Source organism: Acidobacteriota bacterium, from assembly GCA_034211275.1.
Lineage (GTDB): Bacteria > Acidobacteriota > Thermoanaerobaculia > Multivoradales > JAHZIX01 > JAGQSE01.
On sequence record JAXHTF010000028.1, the window covers coordinates 1 to 17,706 of the forward strand.

Consider the following 17,706-nt stretch of genomic DNA (forward strand, 5'->3'; position numbering starts at 1 on the left):
CGCCGTGTTCAATCTGCTGTGGGGGGTGAATTTCGTGCTCATCACCCCGCTGGTGCTCTCCTTTACCAACGCCACGGATCTGGGCTTCGTGCTGGCGGTGTCCAGCGCCGCCTCGCTGGTCGGAGGGCTGGTGATGAGCGCTTGGGGCGGCCCCAAGCGACGGGTCTACGGCATTTTGGGGTTCTGCCCGCTCATCGGCGTGGGGTCGGTGCTCATGGGGCTCAAGCCTTCGGTGCCGCTCATCGCCATCGCCTCGGTGGTGATCTTCTTCGGTGCGCCGGTGATCACCGCGTCCTCTCAAGCGATCTGGCAGAGCCGGGTGCGGCCGGAGATCCAGGGCAAGGTCTTCGCCATCCGGCGCATGGTGTCCCACTTCACGGTGCCGGTGGCTTTCTTCGCCGCCGGTCCGCTGGCGGAGCGGTTGTTCGAGCCGCTCATGGTCTCCGGGGGCTCGCTGGCGGATACCGCTGTGGGGAGCGTGCTGGGAGTGGGGCCGGGGCGGGGAATCGGACTGCTTTTCATTCTCCTCGGCGTGCTCATCGTGGTCGCCACCACCGCCGGCTTCTTCAGCTCCCACCTGCGCAACGTGGAAGAAGCGGAGCCGGCGGGGGGCAACGGTGGCAGTGACTCCGGCGGCGATCGGCCGAGAACCGAGGAGTCCGGCGAGCTGGCTTCGGAAGCGAGCGCCTGAGGTTCCTGTCGGAGAGGGTTGTTAGCCCGCTGCGAGGAGCTGCTCCTCGATTTCATGAGCCAGCTGACGGACGGTGGGCGCTTCGAAGAAGGTCTGAAGAGGTAGCTCCAGACCGATCTCGTCGCGCACCCGGGCCAGCACCCGGGCGGCCAGCAGGGAGTGGCCACCGAGATCGAAGAAGTGGTCCGTGGCTCCCACCCGCTGCCGTTCCAGCACCTCCCTCCAGATCTCTGCGACCAGCTCTTCGACCTCCGTATCGGGTTCTTCGAAGGCGGCTTCCGAGGCGCCGAATTCAGGCTCCGGCAGGCGACGCCGGTCGACCTTGCCATTGCTGCTGAGAGGCAGCTCGGCAAGCTCCATCAGGGTGCTCGGGACCATGTAGGCGGGCAGGGCACGGCGCAGCTGCTCGAGGATGTCTTCCGCCGGTAGCGGCCGAGCCCCTTCGGAGGCTACGGCGTAGGCTGCCAGGGCCTTGCCGCCGGCGGCATCCGCCGCCACCACCACGGCTTGGGCCACCGCCGGGTGGTCCAGCAGAGCGGCCTCGATCTCCCCCAGCTCGATGCGGAAGCCGCGCACCTTGACCTGATGGTCGACCCGGCCGAGGTACTCCAGATTGCCGTCCGGACGAAGCTTCACCAGGTCGCCGCTGCGGTACATGCGGGCTCCGGACTCCGGGCTCCATGGATCCGGCAGAAAACGCTCGGCGGTGAGCCCGGGGCGGTGCAAGTAGCCGCGGCCGACGGCGATGCCGCCGAGGAAGAGCTCGCCGGGCAGACCCCAGGGGAGCTTCCGGCCTCGGCCGTCGAGGATGTAGGCGCGGACGTTGGCCACCGGGCGGCCGATGGAGGGGGAGCGGTCGCTCTCGGCGCCTTGGTCCGTCTCCGAAGGGAGGGTTCCGTAAGTGGTGACCACCGACGCTTCGGTGGGCCCATAGAGGTTGATCAGGGGGATCCCCAGGGAGGCCGGAGGCAGCCGGTGGAGGCGGTCCCCGCCGGTGAGCAGGTGGCGGAGCTTCCAGGCCGGCTCTCCCTTGGCGCCGCCTTCGGCGGTCGCTGAATCACCCTTTCGCAGGGAGTCGAGCACCACCTCTGCAAGGGGAGTGGGGAGGAAGCAGACGGTGACCGTGTGCTCCGTCAGCCACGGTGGGATCGCGGCGGGATTGCTGCGCACTGCCTCCTCCGGAATCAGCAGCTCGGCGCCGGCGCTCAGATACGGCCAGATCTCGACCACCGAGGCGTCGAAGGAGGGATTGGCCATCAGGGTGGCGCGGTCCATGGCGCTGACCCCGAGGACCTGGCGCGTCCAGGCGGAGAGGTTGGAGAGGCCCCGGTGAGGGATGGCCACGGCCTTGGGCTTGCCGGTGGAGCCGGAGGTATAGATGACATAGGCCAGCTGATCCGCCTCCGGTTCGCGGTCGAGCCCAATACGGGCCTGCTGAGAACCGTCCTGTCGCGGCGGCAGGGGCGCATCGTCCTCCGGTAGCTCGAGGAGCTCCCAGCCTTCGGGCTCCGGCAGGGTGTCCCGCAGGGCGGGATGGGCCAGGACCCACGAGGCCCGAGAGTCTTCCAGCAGGAGCTTCAAACGGTCCCGGGGCGCCCCCGGATCCAGCGGCATATAGGCTCCGCCGGCACGCAGAACAGCCAACGCCGCCAGTACCAGCTGGGACGAGCGGGGGCAGAACACCGCGACCAGCTTTTCAGGCCCCACGCCGCGGCGTCGAAGATCGGCGGCGAGAGCGCCGGAGCGCTGCTCGAGCTCATCGTAGGTCCAGCGGACGGAGCCAGCCTGGATCGCCGGCTCGTCAGGAGCTCGCCGGGCGTGGTCGAGGAAGGCGTGATGGACCACCGGCGCTTGCCGCAGGAGATCCGGCTTGTGGCTGGGGCGTTGCCATAGCTCGAGCTGCTGTTCCTCTTCGTCGGAGAGCATGGTCAGCGCCGACACTTCCCGCTCGGGAGCGGCCATGCCACTCTCCAGCAGGTTGCGATAGTGCCCGATCATGCGCTCGATGGTGGAGTCGTCGAAGAGCTGACTGTTGTATTCCCAGATCAGGCTGACGTGGTTGTCGCCGGGGCGTTGGGCTTGCCCGGCGCGCTGCTCCGCCCGGGGAATGACCACGATGTTGAGGTCGGCCTTGGCGGAGCCGTTGTGGCGTTCGACGATGCGGCCGCGGAGAGTCCCCTCCGGCAGCTTCATCTCGAGATCCGGCACCGGCGAATCGTGGAAGCTGAACATCACCTGGAACAGGGGGTTGCGGCTGAGGTCGCGATCCGGCGCGATGCGTTCCACCAGTTTTTCCAGGGGAACGCTCTGATATTTCCAGGCCTTGAGGGCGCTCTCCTGCACCCGCCTCGCCAGCTCCAGCAGGCCTGGATTGCCTTCCATGCGGGTCCTCAGGACCATGGTGTTGACCACCATGCCGGGCATCTGTTCCAGCTCCGGTAGTGGCCGATTGGCCATGGCGGTGCCCACCGCCGCGTCCCGAACGCCGGTGTAGCGGTGCAGGAGGGCGTAGAAACCAGCCATCATCAGCACGTAGAGGCTGAGGCCATGAAGGCGAGCGAAGCTGCGCAGCCGGGCGCCGAGCTCTTCGCCGAGCTCGATGCGGGGGCCCTTGCCGCGCAAGGTTTGGGTACGGGGACGGGGATGGTCCGTGGGCAGCTCGAGGGTTGGGGGCAGGCCTTCGAGCATCCGGCTCCAGGCCTCCAGATGCTCCTCCAGAACCTCACCCTGCAGCCACTCCTGCTGCCAGAGGGCGAAGTCGGTGTATTGCACCGGAGGCTCCGGGAGGGGGGAAGGCAGGCCTCGGGCGAAGGCGTCGTAGAGGGTCTTGATCTCACCCATGAGGACGCCGAAGGCCCAGCCGTCGTGGACGAAGTGATGCTCCACCTGGATCAGAAGGTGCTCCTCCGGCGCCAGGCGCAGCAGCTTCCAGCGCGCCAGGGGCAGCTGCCCGAGGCGGAAGGGGCGGGACATCTCCTGCCGCACCAGGCTTTCGGCGTGCTCTCGGCGGTGGTCTTCGGGGACCCGGCTCAAGTCCACCACCGGCAGGGTCACCGGGGCGCTGGGGTGAACATCCTGCACCGGTCGTCCGTTCTGCTCATGGAAGGTAGTGCGGAAGATTTGATGCCGGCGGACGATCTCCTGCAGCGCGTCTTCCAGGATCCTCGGATGCAGGGGGCCGGTGAAGTCCACGGTGGCGTTGGCGTTGTAGGCGATGTTGCCGGGCACCAAGCGGTCGAGAAACCACACCCGCTGCTGCGGAAAGGAGAGGGGGACCTGATGGATGGCACCATGGCGCCGGATGGGCGGCGGCGAGAGAACCCCGCCGGTGCCGCCGGCGGCGGCCATCGAGCTGTCGGGGGCTTCGTCGGTGCCAGCTTCTGCGGCGGAGCGGATGGCGTCGATGCGGGCGGCCATCTCCCGCAGGGTGGAGGCGGCGAAGACCTCCTTGAGGTCGAGGCTGGCGCCGAGCTGCTGACGGATTCTCGACAGTAGCTGGCCCACCATCAGGGAGTGTCCTCCAAGGGCGAAGAAGTCATCGTCCCGGGAGAGCCCGTCGAGGCTGAGGACCTGGCGCCAGAGACTCGCCAGCTGGCGCTCGGTGGGGCTGGCGGGGGCGTCGCCGGAAGCGCCGGCCTCGGCGTTCGCCGCCGGGAGGGCCGCCCGATCGAGTTTGCCGTTGGCGGTGAGGGGCAGCTCCGGGAGAGGGATGAAGAGGTCCGGAACCATGTGTCGAGGCAGCCGGTCGCCGAGGTATTTGCGCAGCTCGGCAGTGGTGGCCGCTTCCCCTTCTGAGACGGTGTAGGCGAGGAGCTGGCGACCCTCGGCGCCGGGCAGAGCCACCGCGGAGGCGATCCGGGGATGGCTGCGCAGCGCCGCTTCGATCTCCCCCGGCTCGATGCGCAAGCCGCGGACCTTGATCTGGTGGTCTTTTCTGCCGACGAATTCCAGCTGCCCGTCGGCTCGGCGGTGAGCCAGGTCACCGGTGCGATAGACCCGGGCGCCGGGAGTCACGCTCTGGGGGTCGGGAAGGAAGCGCTCAGCGGTGAGCCCCGGCCGCCCCAAATAGCCCCGGGTGACGGTCAGACCGCCGATGAGCATCTCCCCGATGGATCGCCGATCGGCGGAGCCCTTCTTTTCCACCGGTATCTCCGAGTCAACCGGGTGCAGGGAAGGACCCACCAGCTGGATCGTGACCCCGCGCAGGGGCTGGCCGATGGGGGGCGACGTGATGAGGCTCTCCGTGACTTGAGCCCAGGTCGACCAGATGGTGGCTTCGGTGGGGCCGTAGAAGTTGAACATCCGGCGTCCGGGCGCCCAGCGCTGGATCAGCGCCATGGATAGCGCTTCGCCGGCGCAGACGATGTCCCGGAGATCCGGTAGTTGCGCCGCAGTCTCCGCCGGCAGTGCGTCGAGCACCGAAGGCGGCAGAACCAGCAGATCGATCCGCCGGTCGCGCAGGAGGCGAACGAAGTCGGGGCCCGGCAGCAGCTGCTCGCGAGGGGCCAGGACGAGGGTGCCGCCGTTGGCGAGGGCGTTGAGCCAATCACCGACGGAGGCGTCGAAGCTCGCCGGAGCCCACAGCAAGAGGCGCCGGGGTGTTCCGATATCGAAGAGCCGGCGTTGGGCGGCAGCCACCTGGAACAGGCCCCGGTGAGGCACGGCGACTCCTTTGGGACGACCGGTGGAGCCGGAGGTATAGATGACGTAGGCTAGCGCCTCGCCGCCGGGGTTGGAGGGCAGCGGTGGCGGCGAGTCGTCGCCATGCTCCTCCGGCTCGAGCTCTGCGGGTACGGGCTCGACGACGGTCGGGCCCTCGGGAGCAGCGGACGAATCCCGATGCGTCACCAGCCAGCGTAGGCGAGCATCGTCGGCCATGGCCTGGAGTCGAGGTTTTGGATAGGACGGATCGAGGGGCAAGTATGCGGCGCCGGCCTTGAGCGTCGCCAGGATGGCGATGATGAGGTGGTGACCCGGATCGAGGCAGATTCCCACCAGCTCCTCCGGCCGCACCCCCAAGCGCTGCAGGCGGTGGCTCAGCCGATTGGCGCGGCGGTCCAGCTGGCGGTAGGTGAGGTCTCCTTCGGCACTTTCCAGTGCGATGGCGTCAGGCGTGTTGCGAGCCTGAGCCTCTACCAGCTGTTGGATCCAGTGGGAGCCAGCGGTGGGCGGCTCGGTGGCCGGGGTAGGGGAAGGTAGGTTCTGGTCAGTATCCATGGTTGGCCTAAAAGAGCATTCCTTGGTGGGGGCGGCGTCGGAGATCGAAGCGGCGCGAAGCAGTCTCCTCGGTATTGCGAGGGGCTATTGTATTCGCTGATCACATTCGTTTGCTGATCAGAGGCCTGCGGGGCGTTCGAGTGGGTATGCCTCATTCTTGATGGTGCGGTGGCGAGGCCAAAGGAGGACGCCAATCTCTAGGCATCTGCCAGAGTAGGCTCTCCGGCGGAGCGCCCGAAGGAGGGATTTATGGCGGCAGAATTGCGAGTGATACTCAAGCCAGGGCGAGAGAAATCCGTACGCCAGGGGCACCCTTGGCTGTTTTCCGGCGCGGTGGCGCGGGTGGAGGGTGGAGATCCCGCCGTCGCCGGAGTGGCCGAGGTGGCGAGCGCCGGTGGCGAGGTCTTGGGCAGTGGCTTTTACAGCCCCACCTCGCAGATCCGGGTACGGCTAGCCGCCGGTCCTGGAGAGGTGGTCGATCAGGCTTTCTTTCTTCGCCGGCTGGTCGCCGCCCAGGCCTTGAGAGATGCCCTGGTGCCGGAGGCGACTACTGCTTTTCGATTGCTCAACGCCGAAGGGGATGGGGTTCCGGGCTGGACCGTGGATCGCTATGGGGATGTGTTGGTGAGCCAGGTGACCAGTGCCGGTCTGGAAGCGGTGCGGGATCGGGCGTACGACGCTCTCGAGGAATTGCTGCCGCAGTGCTCGATCCTGCAAAGCAACGACCTGCCAGCGCGGCGGGCCGAACAGTTGCCTCGGGAAGAGGAAGTGATCCGCGGGGAGGTGCCGCCGGAGGTGCAGATCCAGGAGCACGGGTTGACCTTCGATGCCGAGATCCTCGGAGGTCAGAAGACCGGCTTCTATTGTGATCAGCGGCGCAACCGCCGGCTGGTGGAGGAGCTGGCGACGGGGCGGCGGGTGCTGGACTTGTTCGCCCACACGGGAGGATTCGGGTTGTACGCGCTTCGGGGGGGCGCCCGGGAGGTGGTGCATGTGGAGTCGTCGCCGCGGACCGTGGAGCGGGGGAGGGCTCAGTATCGGAGCAATGCAGAGGCGCCCGGTGTTGATTCGGAGCGTAGCGAGTGGATTCAGGGTGATGTCTTCGCGGAGCTACGGCGACACTCGAAGGTGTATGACTTGGTGGTGTGCGATCCGCCGCCGTTGGTGCCTCGGCGAGGAGCGCTGAAGAAGGGGTCGCGGGCGTACAAGGACCTCAATCGGCTGGCGCTCCAGCGGCTGGCGCCGGGAGGGCTGTTCTTGACCTTCAGCTGCAGCGGTGCGGTGGACGCCAAGCTGTTCCGGCAGATCCTGTTCTCGGCGGCTAGCGAGGCCGGGGTGAAGCTGGCGCTGCTGCAGCCGTTGGGGGCGGCGGCGGATCATCCGGTGTCGGTGTATCACCCGGAGGGGGAGTATTTGAAGGGCTGGTTGTGCAGGGTAGCCAGTTAGGAGGACCCATCTTCTGCTTTTTCTGAATGAGTTGTGAATGAGTTGCACCCACTTGTTGGCAGTCGGTGTGAAGGGCGGACATCTGGCGCGTTTTTGGCGCCCTTTTTTTGAGGCTGATACGTCAGGCGGAGGCGAAATTCGTTGATTCTGCAGGGCTCTTAGAGGGGGCTGCCGGATTCATGGGGGCTAGCCTCGAGGTCGAGACAAACCTCTCCCCTGCCCGGCCTTTCGGCGAGCGGAAATGAGTCCCTTCCTGTCGGTCCCGCGGGTCGGATTAGCTCATCATCCTGCCCGTATGCGAAGAGTGGGCTCGACGAAGGCCAGGGCCGGTGGAAATGTGCCTTCCGGGAACCGAACAAGCCGATCCCCAGCCCGGAGCTTTGCCGAATCAGCCATGTAGGCAGCAACCACTTGTCGGTAGGCTTCCTCGAAGGCCTCCTTCGCGGCGCTGGAGGCCGCGATGATCAACGGCCCAGGGCCTTTCTTGGGCTTTTTGGGGGCGCGGAAAGGATTCTGACGAAGCACTTTCCTGCGGCCCAGAGGCCTAGTTCCGTCGCGCGAATGCCGATGTCGAGTCTCTTTCTCGATCTCTTCCACCAGAGCTCGAACCCGAGCCTGGTACTCCTCCCAGGATAGGTCCGCCCAGCAAGGTAGCTGAACCAGCTCGAGAATCTCCTCTTGCTCGTAGTCTTCCTCCTTGGGAGGCGATGCGGGGCGGTTGTGGCGATCGCGGCATAGGCTCGTGCGATCGACCCAGGTACCTCGGTGAGCTTGGCCCTCCAAGATCATCGAGGCGGGATGAAGTCCCGGCCATTGGAGAGGGCTGGCGACCAGGTCTTCCTTGCAGCCATGGGAGAGCAGGTAGCGCAGGGTCTGTGCCTGGGAGGCTTCGTCGTCGGCAACCACCGAATAGGAGTACTGACGGTGCCAGAACTTGCCGGACCAGCGGTGGATGCGGCCAGCTTCCCGGGCCAGGTTGCCGGCGAAGTAGCTCATGAACTGAGCCATGGCGTAGGCGTTGGGAACGCGCAGGAGGAGGTGGACATGGTTGCCGAAGATGAGGACGACCACCACTTCCACTCCGGCCCTCCGGGCGGCGCGGGCGACAATGGCTTTGGCCAGCTGATTGAGCTGGTCGTTGGGGGTGAGTAGGAAGCGGGCCTGGAGGCATCGGTGGGTGACCAGGACCAAGGCTCCGCCAGGGGGAACGAATCGAATAGGTTTTCTCATGAAATCTCCTTCACCCGTTTAGGAGGGCAAAAGGAGCGGGGATCGCTCACCTTTTTGGAGAAAGGGTCGAAATTCCTCGAGATTCCGGGGGTGGGACCCAAGTGTTGGCGGTGTCGGAAGGATTCTCAGGAGGTGGGACCCAAGTGTTGATGGGTGGGATTCTGGGAGCCGGCGGTATCGATCTTGCACATTTTTATGGGCAACTGTATTAGCGCCGGCTCTCGGGCCGGTGTCTTGGAATTTCTTGCAGAGCATGGGGAAGGAAGTGACAGATCGATGAGTCGATTTGGGATGAATTGGAGGATGACTGGAGGTAGAACGCGAAGCAGGCCGATGGCCGGGTGGCTGGCGGCTTTGTGGCTCGTGGTGGCGCCGCTGGGGGTGGAGGCTACGGATGTGCAGCGGCCGGTGACGGGCCTTGCGGACGATGTGCAGGTGTCCGAGGTGGCCCTCGATGCGCTGGTAACGGACCGCCGGGGCAACGTAGTGGTGGGTTTGGATAAGGACGATTTCGAGGTCTTCGAGGACGGAGATCCTGTAGAGCTCACCGGCGTGACGTTCTACAGCAACCGCGAGCTGCTAGAGAGCTCCGAGCAGGCGAAGCGGTTGGGCGTCGATCCCGACGAAGTGCCGTCGGAACGCTATTTCGTCCTCTTCTTTCACGACCAGCGCCAACAGCTGGCGCGACTGGCGGGCCAGCAGATGGATGCCGGCCGCTGGGCGGAGCGCTGGGTGCGCTCGGATTTACTGCCCAACGACTACGTAGCGGTGGTGAGTTATGACTACACGTTGCGAGTGCACCAGGACTTCACGAACGACCATGCGGCGGCGGCTCGCGAGATCAAGAACGCGGTGATCAGCCGCGGTGGTGGTGGGTCGCAGGAGGCTCAGGGCAATGGCCCTAGCCTGGTGACGAATCTACCCGCCGGCGAGGCGCTGCAACAGGCGACGGGCGAGATCTACGATGCTCTGGAAGTACTGGCCCAGGCACTGGACGAGATCCCCGGACGCAAGAATCTGGCGCTCTTCAGCATCGGCTTCGGAGACAGTGGTCCTTTCGGCTTCTACACGCCGGACACCCGGCGCTACCCGCAGTTGCTCTACGACCTCAACAACGCCAACGTCGCGGTCTACGCCGTGGATCTGATCCCCACTAGTGCGCCCGGTGGGTTGCGCGGGCGGGTGCTCAACAATTCTCTGAGCTACCTGGCTACGGAAACCGGGGGCGAGTACTTCTATAACTTCGTCAACTTCCGGACGCCGTTGGAGAACATGGCGGAGGAGACCAGCGGGTACTACCTCCTGACCTACCGTAGCGCCCACCCCGCCGGGGAAGAGGGGTACCAGGAGGTGACGGTGCAGACCGTCGACCGCAGTCTCGATGTGCGCACACGGAGCGGCTATCTGTGGGGTGAGTGACGGCTCTTGGGTCCCAGGACATAGCTTCTCGGCCATGGATTCCAGAAGGGGGGACCCAAGTGTTGATGGGAAGAGCCTATGGAGTGGGCCGGGCGGTGGCTCGAGCCTGGTCGGGCGTCCGTAGCGGGTGCTCGGGAGAGCAGGATGACCAGAAGGGGGGACCCAAGTGTTGGCTGCGAGCAGGAGGGGGTACCCAAGTGTTGGAGGTTAGAGGCCGTTGACACCTTCGGCGGGGGTTTGCTACCCTTCCCTGCCTTGGCGCGGCACCGCGCCGAGGGTTCGTTTGACAACGGAACGCTTCGTCTTGGCCGTTGCCGGAGGCCCGTAGCTCAGCTGGTTAGAGCGCTACGTTGACATCGTAGAGGTCAGCGGTTCGAGTCCGCTCGGGCCTACCAATTCGCTGCCGAGACGATCCGAGACGAACCCGTGATGGGAGTTCTAGGCGCTTAGCTCAGCTGGTTAGAGCGCTACCTTCACACGGTAGAGGTCAGCGGTTCGAGTCCGCTAGCGCCTACCAGATCTCCTGCCTGCACCTCTCGGTGCCCGACGCCGATCCAGCGTCCGCTTTCCCGCCCGCCGATCCAGCACCGCTCAATCTCTATCGAGGCCCAGACCATGACGACCGCGAGCGCCACCGGCTCCATCGACCTCACCCTTCCCAATGGCGATGTGCGGACGGTGGGTCGGGGGACGACTCCGCTGGAGGTGGCTACCGCGATCGGACCCGGGCTCGCCAAGGCCGCCATCGGAGCCGAGCTCGACGGCCAGGCCGTCGACTTGCGCCAGCCGCTGGAGGAATCCGGCCCCTTCCGCCTCTTTACCTCGCGGGACGAGGAGTCCGGAGCGTTCATTCGCCACTCGGCGGAGCACGTGCTGGCGGATGCGGTCAAGCGGCTGTGGCCGGAGGTGGAGATCGACGTCGGCCGCGTCGATCACTCGGAGAAATTCCAATACGACTTCCGCTTTCCCCGGGCCTTCACGCCGGAGGATCTGGAGCGCATCGAGGAGAAGATGCGCGAGATCCTCAAGGAGAACGCCACCTTCCAGCGCCGGGAGGTGAGCCGGGAGGAGGCCCGCCAGCTCTTCGAGGAGATGGGGGAGCACCTGAAGGTGGAGCGTCTGGCGGACATCCCCGAGGACGCCACCATCACCGTCTATCAGCACGGTGAGTTTCTCGACCTGTGCCGCGGTCCCCACGTGCAGAAGGTGAGTCAGATCGGCGCGGTCAAGTTGCTGGAGGCTTCCGGCGTCTATTACCGCGGCGACGAGGCCAACGAGATGCTGCAGCGCATCTACGGCACCGCCTTCGGCAGCAAGAAGGAGATGGCGGAGTACCTGGAGCGGGTGGAGGAGGCCAAGGCCCGGGATCACCGCCGGCTGGGTCAGGAGCTGGATCTCTTCAGCTTCAACCCCATGGCGCCGGCGACGCCGTTCTTTCATCCCCGGGGCACGGTGCTCTACAACCAGCTGGTGGACCTGGTGCGGGACACCTACGAGGTCAACGGCTACGGCGAGGTGGTGACGCCGCAGATTCTCGACGTCGAGCTGTGGAAGACCTCCGGGCATTACGACAACTACCGCGAGAATATGTACTTCACCGAGGTGGACGAGCGGCAGTACGCGGTCAAGCCGATGAACTGCCCGACCCACTGCCTGATCTACGGCACCCGCCTGCGCTCCTACCGCGATCTGCCGGTGCGCTACGCCGACTTTGGGCGTCTGCACCGCTATGAGCGCAGCGGCGTCACCTCGGGGCTGCTGCGGGTGCGCTCCTTCTGTCAGGACGATGCCCACGTCTTCTGCACCGAGGAGCAGATTCAGGAAGAAGTGACGGCGGTGGTGGAGCAGATCCTGGCCATCTACCGTGCCCTCAGCTTCGATGACGTGATCATCGAGGTCTCGACCCGGCCGGAGAAGGCCATCGGCGAGAAGGCGACCTGGGACCACGCTGAAAGCGCCCTCAAGGGAGCGCTGGAAAGTCTGAACATCGACTATGTGGTCAACGAAGGCGATGGTGCCTTCTATGGCCCGAAGATCGACTTCCAGGTCCACGACGCCATCGGCCGCTCGTGGCAGCTGGGTACGGTGCAGTTGGATTATCAGCTGCCGGAGCGCTTCGAGCTGGAGTATGTCGGCGCCGACGGCGAGACCCACCGGCCGGTGATGATCCATCGCGCCATGCTCGGCTCCCTGGAGCGCTTCATCGGCGTGCTCATCGAGCACACCGTCGGTGCCTTCCCGCTGTGGCTGGCGCCGGTGCAGGCGGTGATCTTGCCGGTGTCGGAGAAATTCCTCGACTACGGCGCCGAGGTGCGCGACCAGCTGCGGGCCGCCGGCCTGCGGGCGGAGCTCGACGAGCGCAACGAGAAGCTGGGCTTCAAGATCCGCGAGGCCCAGCTCCTCAAGGTGCCCTACATGCTGGTGGTGGGCGCCCGGGAGCAGGAGGCCGGTGAGGTCGCGGTGCGCCCCCGTAGCGGCGACGACCTGGGGGCGATGAAGGTGTTAGAGCTCGTCGAGCGGGCTCGGGGCCTGGTGGCTGAGCGCAGTCAGGGGCTTTAATAGATAGCCGGCGCGGGCCGGCCTGTGTATAATCAGCGATTCGTGCGGTCGGCCGCTGTCGATCGCCTGCGAACAGCATCGAAAAGCAGCCAGCTGAGACGATTCGCCGCAGTCTGCTGAAGTCGATTCTCCTGGATTCGATTTCGGACAGTAGACTTCCGGCAAGCACGACTCGCGGCGTTTAAGAAGGAGACGGCCGATGCCGAAGAGAAAGACTCACCGCGGAGCCGCCAAGCGGTTCAAGCTGTCGGCGAAGGGCAAGGTCATGCGCAACCACTCCATGCGCAGCCACATCCTCACCAAGAAATCCACCAAACGGAAGCGCAAGCTGCGCCGGAACACCGAGGTGGAGGGCAAGTTTGCCGACAACATCAAGGAGATGATCCACACTTGACGACCGCCGGGTTCCTCCTCTCCGAGGAGCCGGGGCATCGCGGGTAGATCGTCTGCGTCCGAAGATTTCCGGGGCGGAGGCTGGGACGAACCTGTCCACCAAAGCCTTGAATACCGGCTACCCTGCCGGACACCATTTTTTAGGAAACGAGGTTCGAGAACATGGCACGCGTCAAGCGAGGCAATAAGAGATCGCGCAAGCGCAAGCGCGTACTGAAGCTAGCCAAGGGCTACTACGGTAACAAGAGCAAGAACTATCGCATCGCCAAGCAGGCGGTGGACCGGGCGCTATCCTTCGCCTATCGGGACCGCCGCCAGCGCAAGCGGGTCATGCGCAGTCTGTGGGTGGTGCGCATCAACGCCGCCGCCCGCCTGAACGGCCTTTCCTACAGCCGGCTCATCAACGGCTTGAAGCTCGCCGGCTGCGAGATCAACCGCAAGATCATGGCGGACCTGGCGGTGCGCGACGCCGCTGCCTTCGGCGAGCTCGCCGGAGTCGCCAAGCAGGCGCTGGAGCAGCGGTCGGCGGCGGCGGAGGGCTGAGGCCTTGGCCGGCGGCGACCAACTCGCCGAGCTCACCGAACAGTTCGATTCCCAGGCTTCGTCGGTCGCCGACCGGGAGGCCTGGGAATCGCTGCGTTTAGAGTGGGTCGGAAAGAAGCAGGGGCGGCTACGCTCCCTCATGGGCCGGATGAAGGATCTGGCGCCGGAAGAGCGCCGGGACTACGGCCAGGGGGTCAACCGTCTCAAGCAGCACGTGGAGGCGCGGCTCGAGGAGCTCGACGAGGAGCTCCGCCAGCGGGAGCTGGAGCGCGAGCTGAGCGCTGCGGCGGTGGACGTCACCCTGCCCGGGCGGCGTACCACTTTGGGCACCCTCCACCCCGTCAGCCTGGTGGCCCAGGAGATGGAGGAGATTTTTGCCGAGCTCGGCTACAGCGTTGCCGAGGGGCCGGAGATCGAGGACGATTTCCACAATTTCGAGGCGCTCAATTTTCCCCACGATCACCCCGCCCGGGACACCCAGGACACCCTCTTCCTGGACGGGCAGTACGGTGATCCCAAAGCGCGGGGTGGTGCCGGCCGGTTGCTGCGCACCCACACCTCGCCGGTACAGATTCGCACCATGCTGTCGCGCAAGCCGCCGATCCGGGTGATCTGCCCGGGGCGGGTCTTCCGCCACGACAACGACCTGCGTCATTCCCCCATGTTCCATCAGGTGGAATGCCTGGCGGTGGACGAGGGGATCACCATCGGGGACCTCAAGGGCACCCTGGAGGCCTTCATCCAGCGGTTGTTCTCGGCGGATACCGGCGTGCGCCTGCGCCCCAGCTTCTTTCCCTTCACCGAGCCCTCGGCGGAGGTGGACATCACCTGCCCGTTCTGCGAGGGCAGTGGTTGCCAGGTGTGCTCTCAGACCGGCTGGATGGAGATCTTGGGCTCCGGCATGGTGGACCCGCGGGTGCTCTCGGCCTGCGGCATCGATCCGGAGCGCTACTCCGGTTTCGCCTTCGGCCTGGGTATCGACCGGGTGGCGATGATCCGCTACGGCATCCCCAACATTCGCATGCTCTTCGACAACGACCTGCGCCTGCTGCAGCAGATTCGCGGGTAGGCGGTACGCAGCGATGAAGTTATCCCGCGATTGGATCGCGAGCTATGTCGACTTGCCCTCGTCGGTGGAGGAGGTGGCGGATCGTCTGACCGCCGCCGGCCACGCCGTGGAGGGCATCGAGGAGGTCCCCGGCGTCGAGTCGCCCTCATCCGAGTCCACGGACTGGGTCCTCGACATCGACATCACCACCAACCGGCCGGATTGCATGAACCACTTCGGCATGGCCCGGGAGCTGTCGGTGCTCTTCGACCGGCCTTTGGAGCTCCCGCCGGCGGATTTTGACCCGTCGGGTGATGAGGCCGCAGAGGATGTGGTCAGCATCCACATCGACGCGCCGGATTTATGCCACCGGTTCGCCGCCCGAGTGGTGCGGGGAGTCAAGATCGGGCCGAGCCCGAACTGGCTCCAGCGGCGTCTGGAGGCCATCGGCCTGCGCCCCATCAACAATGTGGTGGACATCACCAACTTCGTGCTTTGGGAGCTGGGGCAGCCGCTCCACGCCTACGATCTGGCGAAGCTTCAGGGGGCGACGGTTCGGGCTCGAGAGGCTCGCGCCGGCGAGACCCTCACCACCCTCGACGGCGAGAAGCGCAAGCTCGAGGCGGGGATGTTGGTGATCGCCGACGCCGAGGAGGCCATCGGCCTCGGCGGCGTCATGGGCGGGCTCGACAGCGAGGTTACCGAGGAGACGGTGGACGTGCTGCTGGAAGGAGCTTTCTTCGACCCGGTGAGCGTGCGCCGCACCTCCGGCGCCCTGGGCATGCACACCGACGCCAGCCACCGTTTCGAGCGCGGCGCCGACATCGGCATGCCGCCGCGGGCGGTGGATCGGGCGGCGGCGCTGGTGGCGGGGCTCGCCGGTGGCACGGTGCTTCCGGGGGCCATCGACGTCTTCCCGAACCGCCCCGAGTCCCAGGTCATCGATCTCCACCTCCGGCGGCTCAACCGCTTCGCCGGCGTCGAGCTCGCCGCCGAGGACGTGGAGCGTTGGCTCACCGGTCTCGGCTTCGACCTCGAGGCGTTTCCCAGCGACGACGACTTGGCGGCGTGGCGGGTCACCGTGCCCACCTGGCGCCGCCGGGACGTGGAGCTGCCGGCAGACCTCTACGAAGAGGTGGTGCGGGTTTACGGCTACGACAATATTCCGGCGACCCTGCCGGCCATCCACGGCGCCGACGGCCATACCTCCGACGCCCACCGCCGGGGCTGGGCGCTGCGCCGGCGGCTGGCCGCCTGCGGCTTCAACGAGGCCATCACCTTCGCCTTCCATGGCGCCGAGGAGGATGCCCTGCTGCCCGGGCTGCTGGCGGAGCACCCGGCGCTGGAGCTGGCCAATCCCCTCTCCGAGCTGTATCGGGTGATGCGCCGGTCGTTGCTGCCCAACCTGCTGGCCAGCGCGCGCTTCAATCAGCGCCGCGGCGCCGCGGCGGTGCAGCTCTTCGAGATCGGTCACGTCTTCGCCCGCGCCCAGCACTCCGACGGGGCCGATGGCGAGGAGCCCATCGTCGAGTTCGAGACCGTGGCCCTGGTGGCCGGCGGCGAGGTGGGCGGTCCCTGGGACCGCAGCCGGGAGCTCGACTTCTTTGACCTCAAGGGGGTGGTGGAGCAGCTGTCGGTGGATGTGGAGCAGTCCCTGGAGGCGCGGCCGGCTCAGCTCTCTGGCCTGGCGCCGGGAACCACCGCGGAGCTCTGGGCCGGGGACCGGCGGGCGGGCTATCTCGGCCTGGTGCTGGGGGACGACGACGTCTACCCCCTCTTCGCCGCCGAGCTTCGTACCGATCTGCTGGCGGCGCGGCCCCAGCCCATCATCGAGGTCCCCTCGCGCTTTCCCGGAGTGCGGGCGGACCTCACCCTGACCCATTCTGTGGACATTCCCTGGGCCGACCTCGCGGCGGCCATTCGCGCCGCGGCGCCGGAGCATCTGGTGGATTTCGGTCTCCAGGACCGCTACCAGGGCGAAGGCGTACCCGACGGGGCGGTGAACACCACCATCTACTTCCTGTACAGCTCCGTCGAGGGCACCCTCACCCAGGAAGAGGTCAACGAGCGCCAGGGCGGCCTGGCGCAGGAGCTGGAGCGGCGCTTCAGCTGGAAGGGTTGAGAGCATGGATCTGGACTGGCTCAGTGGACTGGAAGATCGCATCCATCAGGCCACCGAGGAATTGCGCCGGCTGCGGCAGGAGAATAGCCGCCTGAACGCCCGGGTGGAGGAGCTGGAGGCGGAGCTCGAGGACGCCGGCGGTGACTCTGGAGCGGAAGCCTGGCGCCAGGAACGGGACGAGATCCGCCAGCGGGTGGAGCGGCTTGCGGAGGGGCTGGAAGAGCTCCTGGAAGACGACGACGCCGACGAGGACGAGAGCGCCGAGGACGACGACGACTGACCCGGACGGGGTCCGTCGGTGTGCTATAGTCCTCCCGTTAAGTCCTTGTGAGGACGACGGTTCCGTGAGCGTTGAAGCCGCGGAATTTCCGAGGGGACGAGAGATTCGCGAGCATGCCGGCAAAGGGCACTACGACCGCCGTAGAGATCTTTGGCTCGGTCTACTATGTTCGCGGTGACAACGACAGCGATTCCCTCAGAGAGCTCGCCGGCATCGTTGATCGCCAGATGCGGCAGATCGCCGAGCAGGTGGCGACGGTGGACACCGCGAAGATAGCCATCCTGACGGCTCTCAACCTGGCGGACGAGCTCTCGCAATGCCAGAAACTACAGGAAGGGGAACGGGTCGAAATCCGGGAGAAGGTAGAGGCGCTTGCTGGGGAGCTGGATCGAGCGTTGAAGAGCTAGGTCGAGCGCTGACGAGCATAGAAGAGCTAAGTGCGTGGGTAGACTGACCAGGACCGCGCCTCTCCAGTTGAATGATAAAAGTTTTAGGTCTTGCATCCCCTGCGGAGTACGTGATGGGTTTTCCAAGTGTAGAACCAACACTATTGCCTAGGGAGTCTTTCACCTGCGGCGCCTGTGCAAGCCCCGCCGGTTCGTCTAGTACGGCTGGAACGGGGAGCTAATGGCTCGTGGAGCGGACACCCACCTGAAGAGATTCAGGTTCTAAGACGGCTGCCCAAACGGCTCAGGCGGGGGATGCATTTCATTCTTGCGTAGCAGTGCTTCATCGGTAGCAGTGACTTCGAAGACCTA

General features: G+C 65.9%; 12 protein-coding genes, 2 tRNA genes and 1 other RNA gene. 13 read left to right on the forward strand and 2 right to left on the reverse strand.

Going from position 1 to position 17,706, the window contains the following annotated elements:
• A partial coding sequence (locus tag SX243_07130) for a hypothetical protein (protein MDY7092730.1) occupies positions 1 to 691 on the forward strand: 691 nt, incomplete at its 5' end.
• A 21-nt stretch (positions 692 to 712) separates the two neighbouring features.
• On the opposite strand, the gene SX243_07135 is transcribed toward SX243_07130, so the two are convergent.
• On the reverse strand, positions 713 to 5,908 hold the full coding sequence (locus SX243_07135; protein ID MDY7092731.1) for an amino acid adenylation domain-containing protein: 5,196 nt from the start codon (positions 5,906 to 5,908) through the stop codon (positions 713 to 715).
• Positions 5,909 to 6,157: 249 nt separating this feature from the next.
• On the opposite strand from SX243_07135, the gene SX243_07140 reads away from it, so the two are divergent.
• Positions 6,158 to 7,354, forward strand: coding sequence for a class I SAM-dependent rRNA methyltransferase (locus SX243_07140; GenBank protein ID MDY7092732.1), 1,197 nt, complete (start codon positions 6,158 to 6,160; stop codon positions 7,352 to 7,354).
• Between the two features lie 282 nt (positions 7,355 to 7,636).
• Here SX243_07140 and SX243_07145 read toward each other — a convergent pair whose 3' ends face one another.
• Complete coding sequence (locus SX243_07145; protein ID MDY7092733.1) at positions 7,637 to 8,584, reverse strand: transposase; 948 nt, start codon at positions 8,582 to 8,584, stop codon at positions 7,637 to 7,639.
• Positions 8,585 to 8,917: 333 nt separating this feature from the next.
• Here SX243_07145 and SX243_07150 point away from each other — a divergent pair, with 333 nt between their 5' ends.
• The 11 genes from SX243_07150 to ssrS all read left to right on the forward strand — a co-directional run bounded on the left by SX243_07150 (position 8,918) and on the right by ssrS (position 17,653).
• Positions 8,918 to 10,003 (forward strand): VWA domain-containing protein, encoded by a 1,086-nt coding sequence (locus tag SX243_07150; protein MDY7092734.1) that lies wholly within the window; start codon positions 8,918 to 8,920, stop codon positions 10,001 to 10,003.
• Between the two features lie 318 nt (positions 10,004 to 10,321).
• Positions 10,322 to 10,398: transfer RNA gene (locus SX243_07155), tRNA-Val, on the forward strand.
• 45 nt (positions 10,399 to 10,443) lie between these two features.
• Positions 10,444 to 10,520: transfer RNA gene (locus SX243_07160), tRNA-Val, on the forward strand.
• Between the two features lie 98 nt (positions 10,521 to 10,618).
• Entirely contained in the window at positions 10,619 to 12,562 is a 1,944-nt protein-coding gene (thrS, locus tag SX243_07165) for a threonine--tRNA ligase (GenBank protein ID MDY7092735.1), read from the forward strand.
• A gap of 199 nt (positions 12,563 to 12,761) precedes the next feature.
• Complete coding sequence (rpmI, locus tag SX243_07170; GenBank protein MDY7092736.1) at positions 12,762 to 12,956, forward strand: 50S ribosomal protein L35; 195 nt, start codon at positions 12,762 to 12,764, stop codon at positions 12,954 to 12,956.
• 161 nt (positions 12,957 to 13,117) lie between these two features.
• Positions 13,118 to 13,498 (forward strand): 50S ribosomal protein L20, encoded by a 381-nt coding sequence (gene rplT / locus SX243_07175; GenBank protein ID MDY7092737.1) that lies wholly within the window; start codon positions 13,118 to 13,120, stop codon positions 13,496 to 13,498.
• A 4-nt stretch (positions 13,499 to 13,502) separates the two neighbouring features.
• Positions 13,503 to 14,567 carry a phenylalanine--tRNA ligase subunit alpha gene (gene pheS / locus SX243_07180; GenBank protein ID MDY7092738.1) on the forward strand — a complete coding sequence of 355 codons (1,065 nt, stop codon included), beginning with the start codon at positions 13,503 to 13,505 and terminating at the stop codon, positions 14,565 to 14,567.
• A gap of 13 nt (positions 14,568 to 14,580) precedes the next feature.
• Positions 14,581 to 16,668, forward strand: a complete 2,088-nt coding sequence (gene pheT, locus SX243_07185) for a phenylalanine--tRNA ligase subunit beta (GenBank protein ID MDY7092739.1) — start codon at positions 14,581 to 14,583, stop codon at positions 16,666 to 16,668.
• A gap of 4 nt (positions 16,669 to 16,672) precedes the next feature.
• On the forward strand, positions 16,673 to 16,948 hold the full coding sequence (zapB, locus tag SX243_07190; protein ID MDY7092740.1) for a cell division protein ZapB: 276 nt from the start codon (positions 16,673 to 16,675) through the stop codon (positions 16,946 to 16,948).
• 113 nt (positions 16,949 to 17,061) lie between these two features.
• On the forward strand, positions 17,062 to 17,355 hold the full coding sequence (locus tag SX243_07195) for a cell division protein ZapA (GenBank protein ID MDY7092741.1): 294 nt from the start codon (positions 17,062 to 17,064) through the stop codon (positions 17,353 to 17,355).
• 93 nt (positions 17,356 to 17,448) lie between these two features.
• Positions 17,449 to 17,653: non-coding RNA, 6S RNA (ssrS, locus tag SX243_07200), on the forward strand.
• Positions 17,654 to 17,706: the final 53 nt, after the last annotated feature.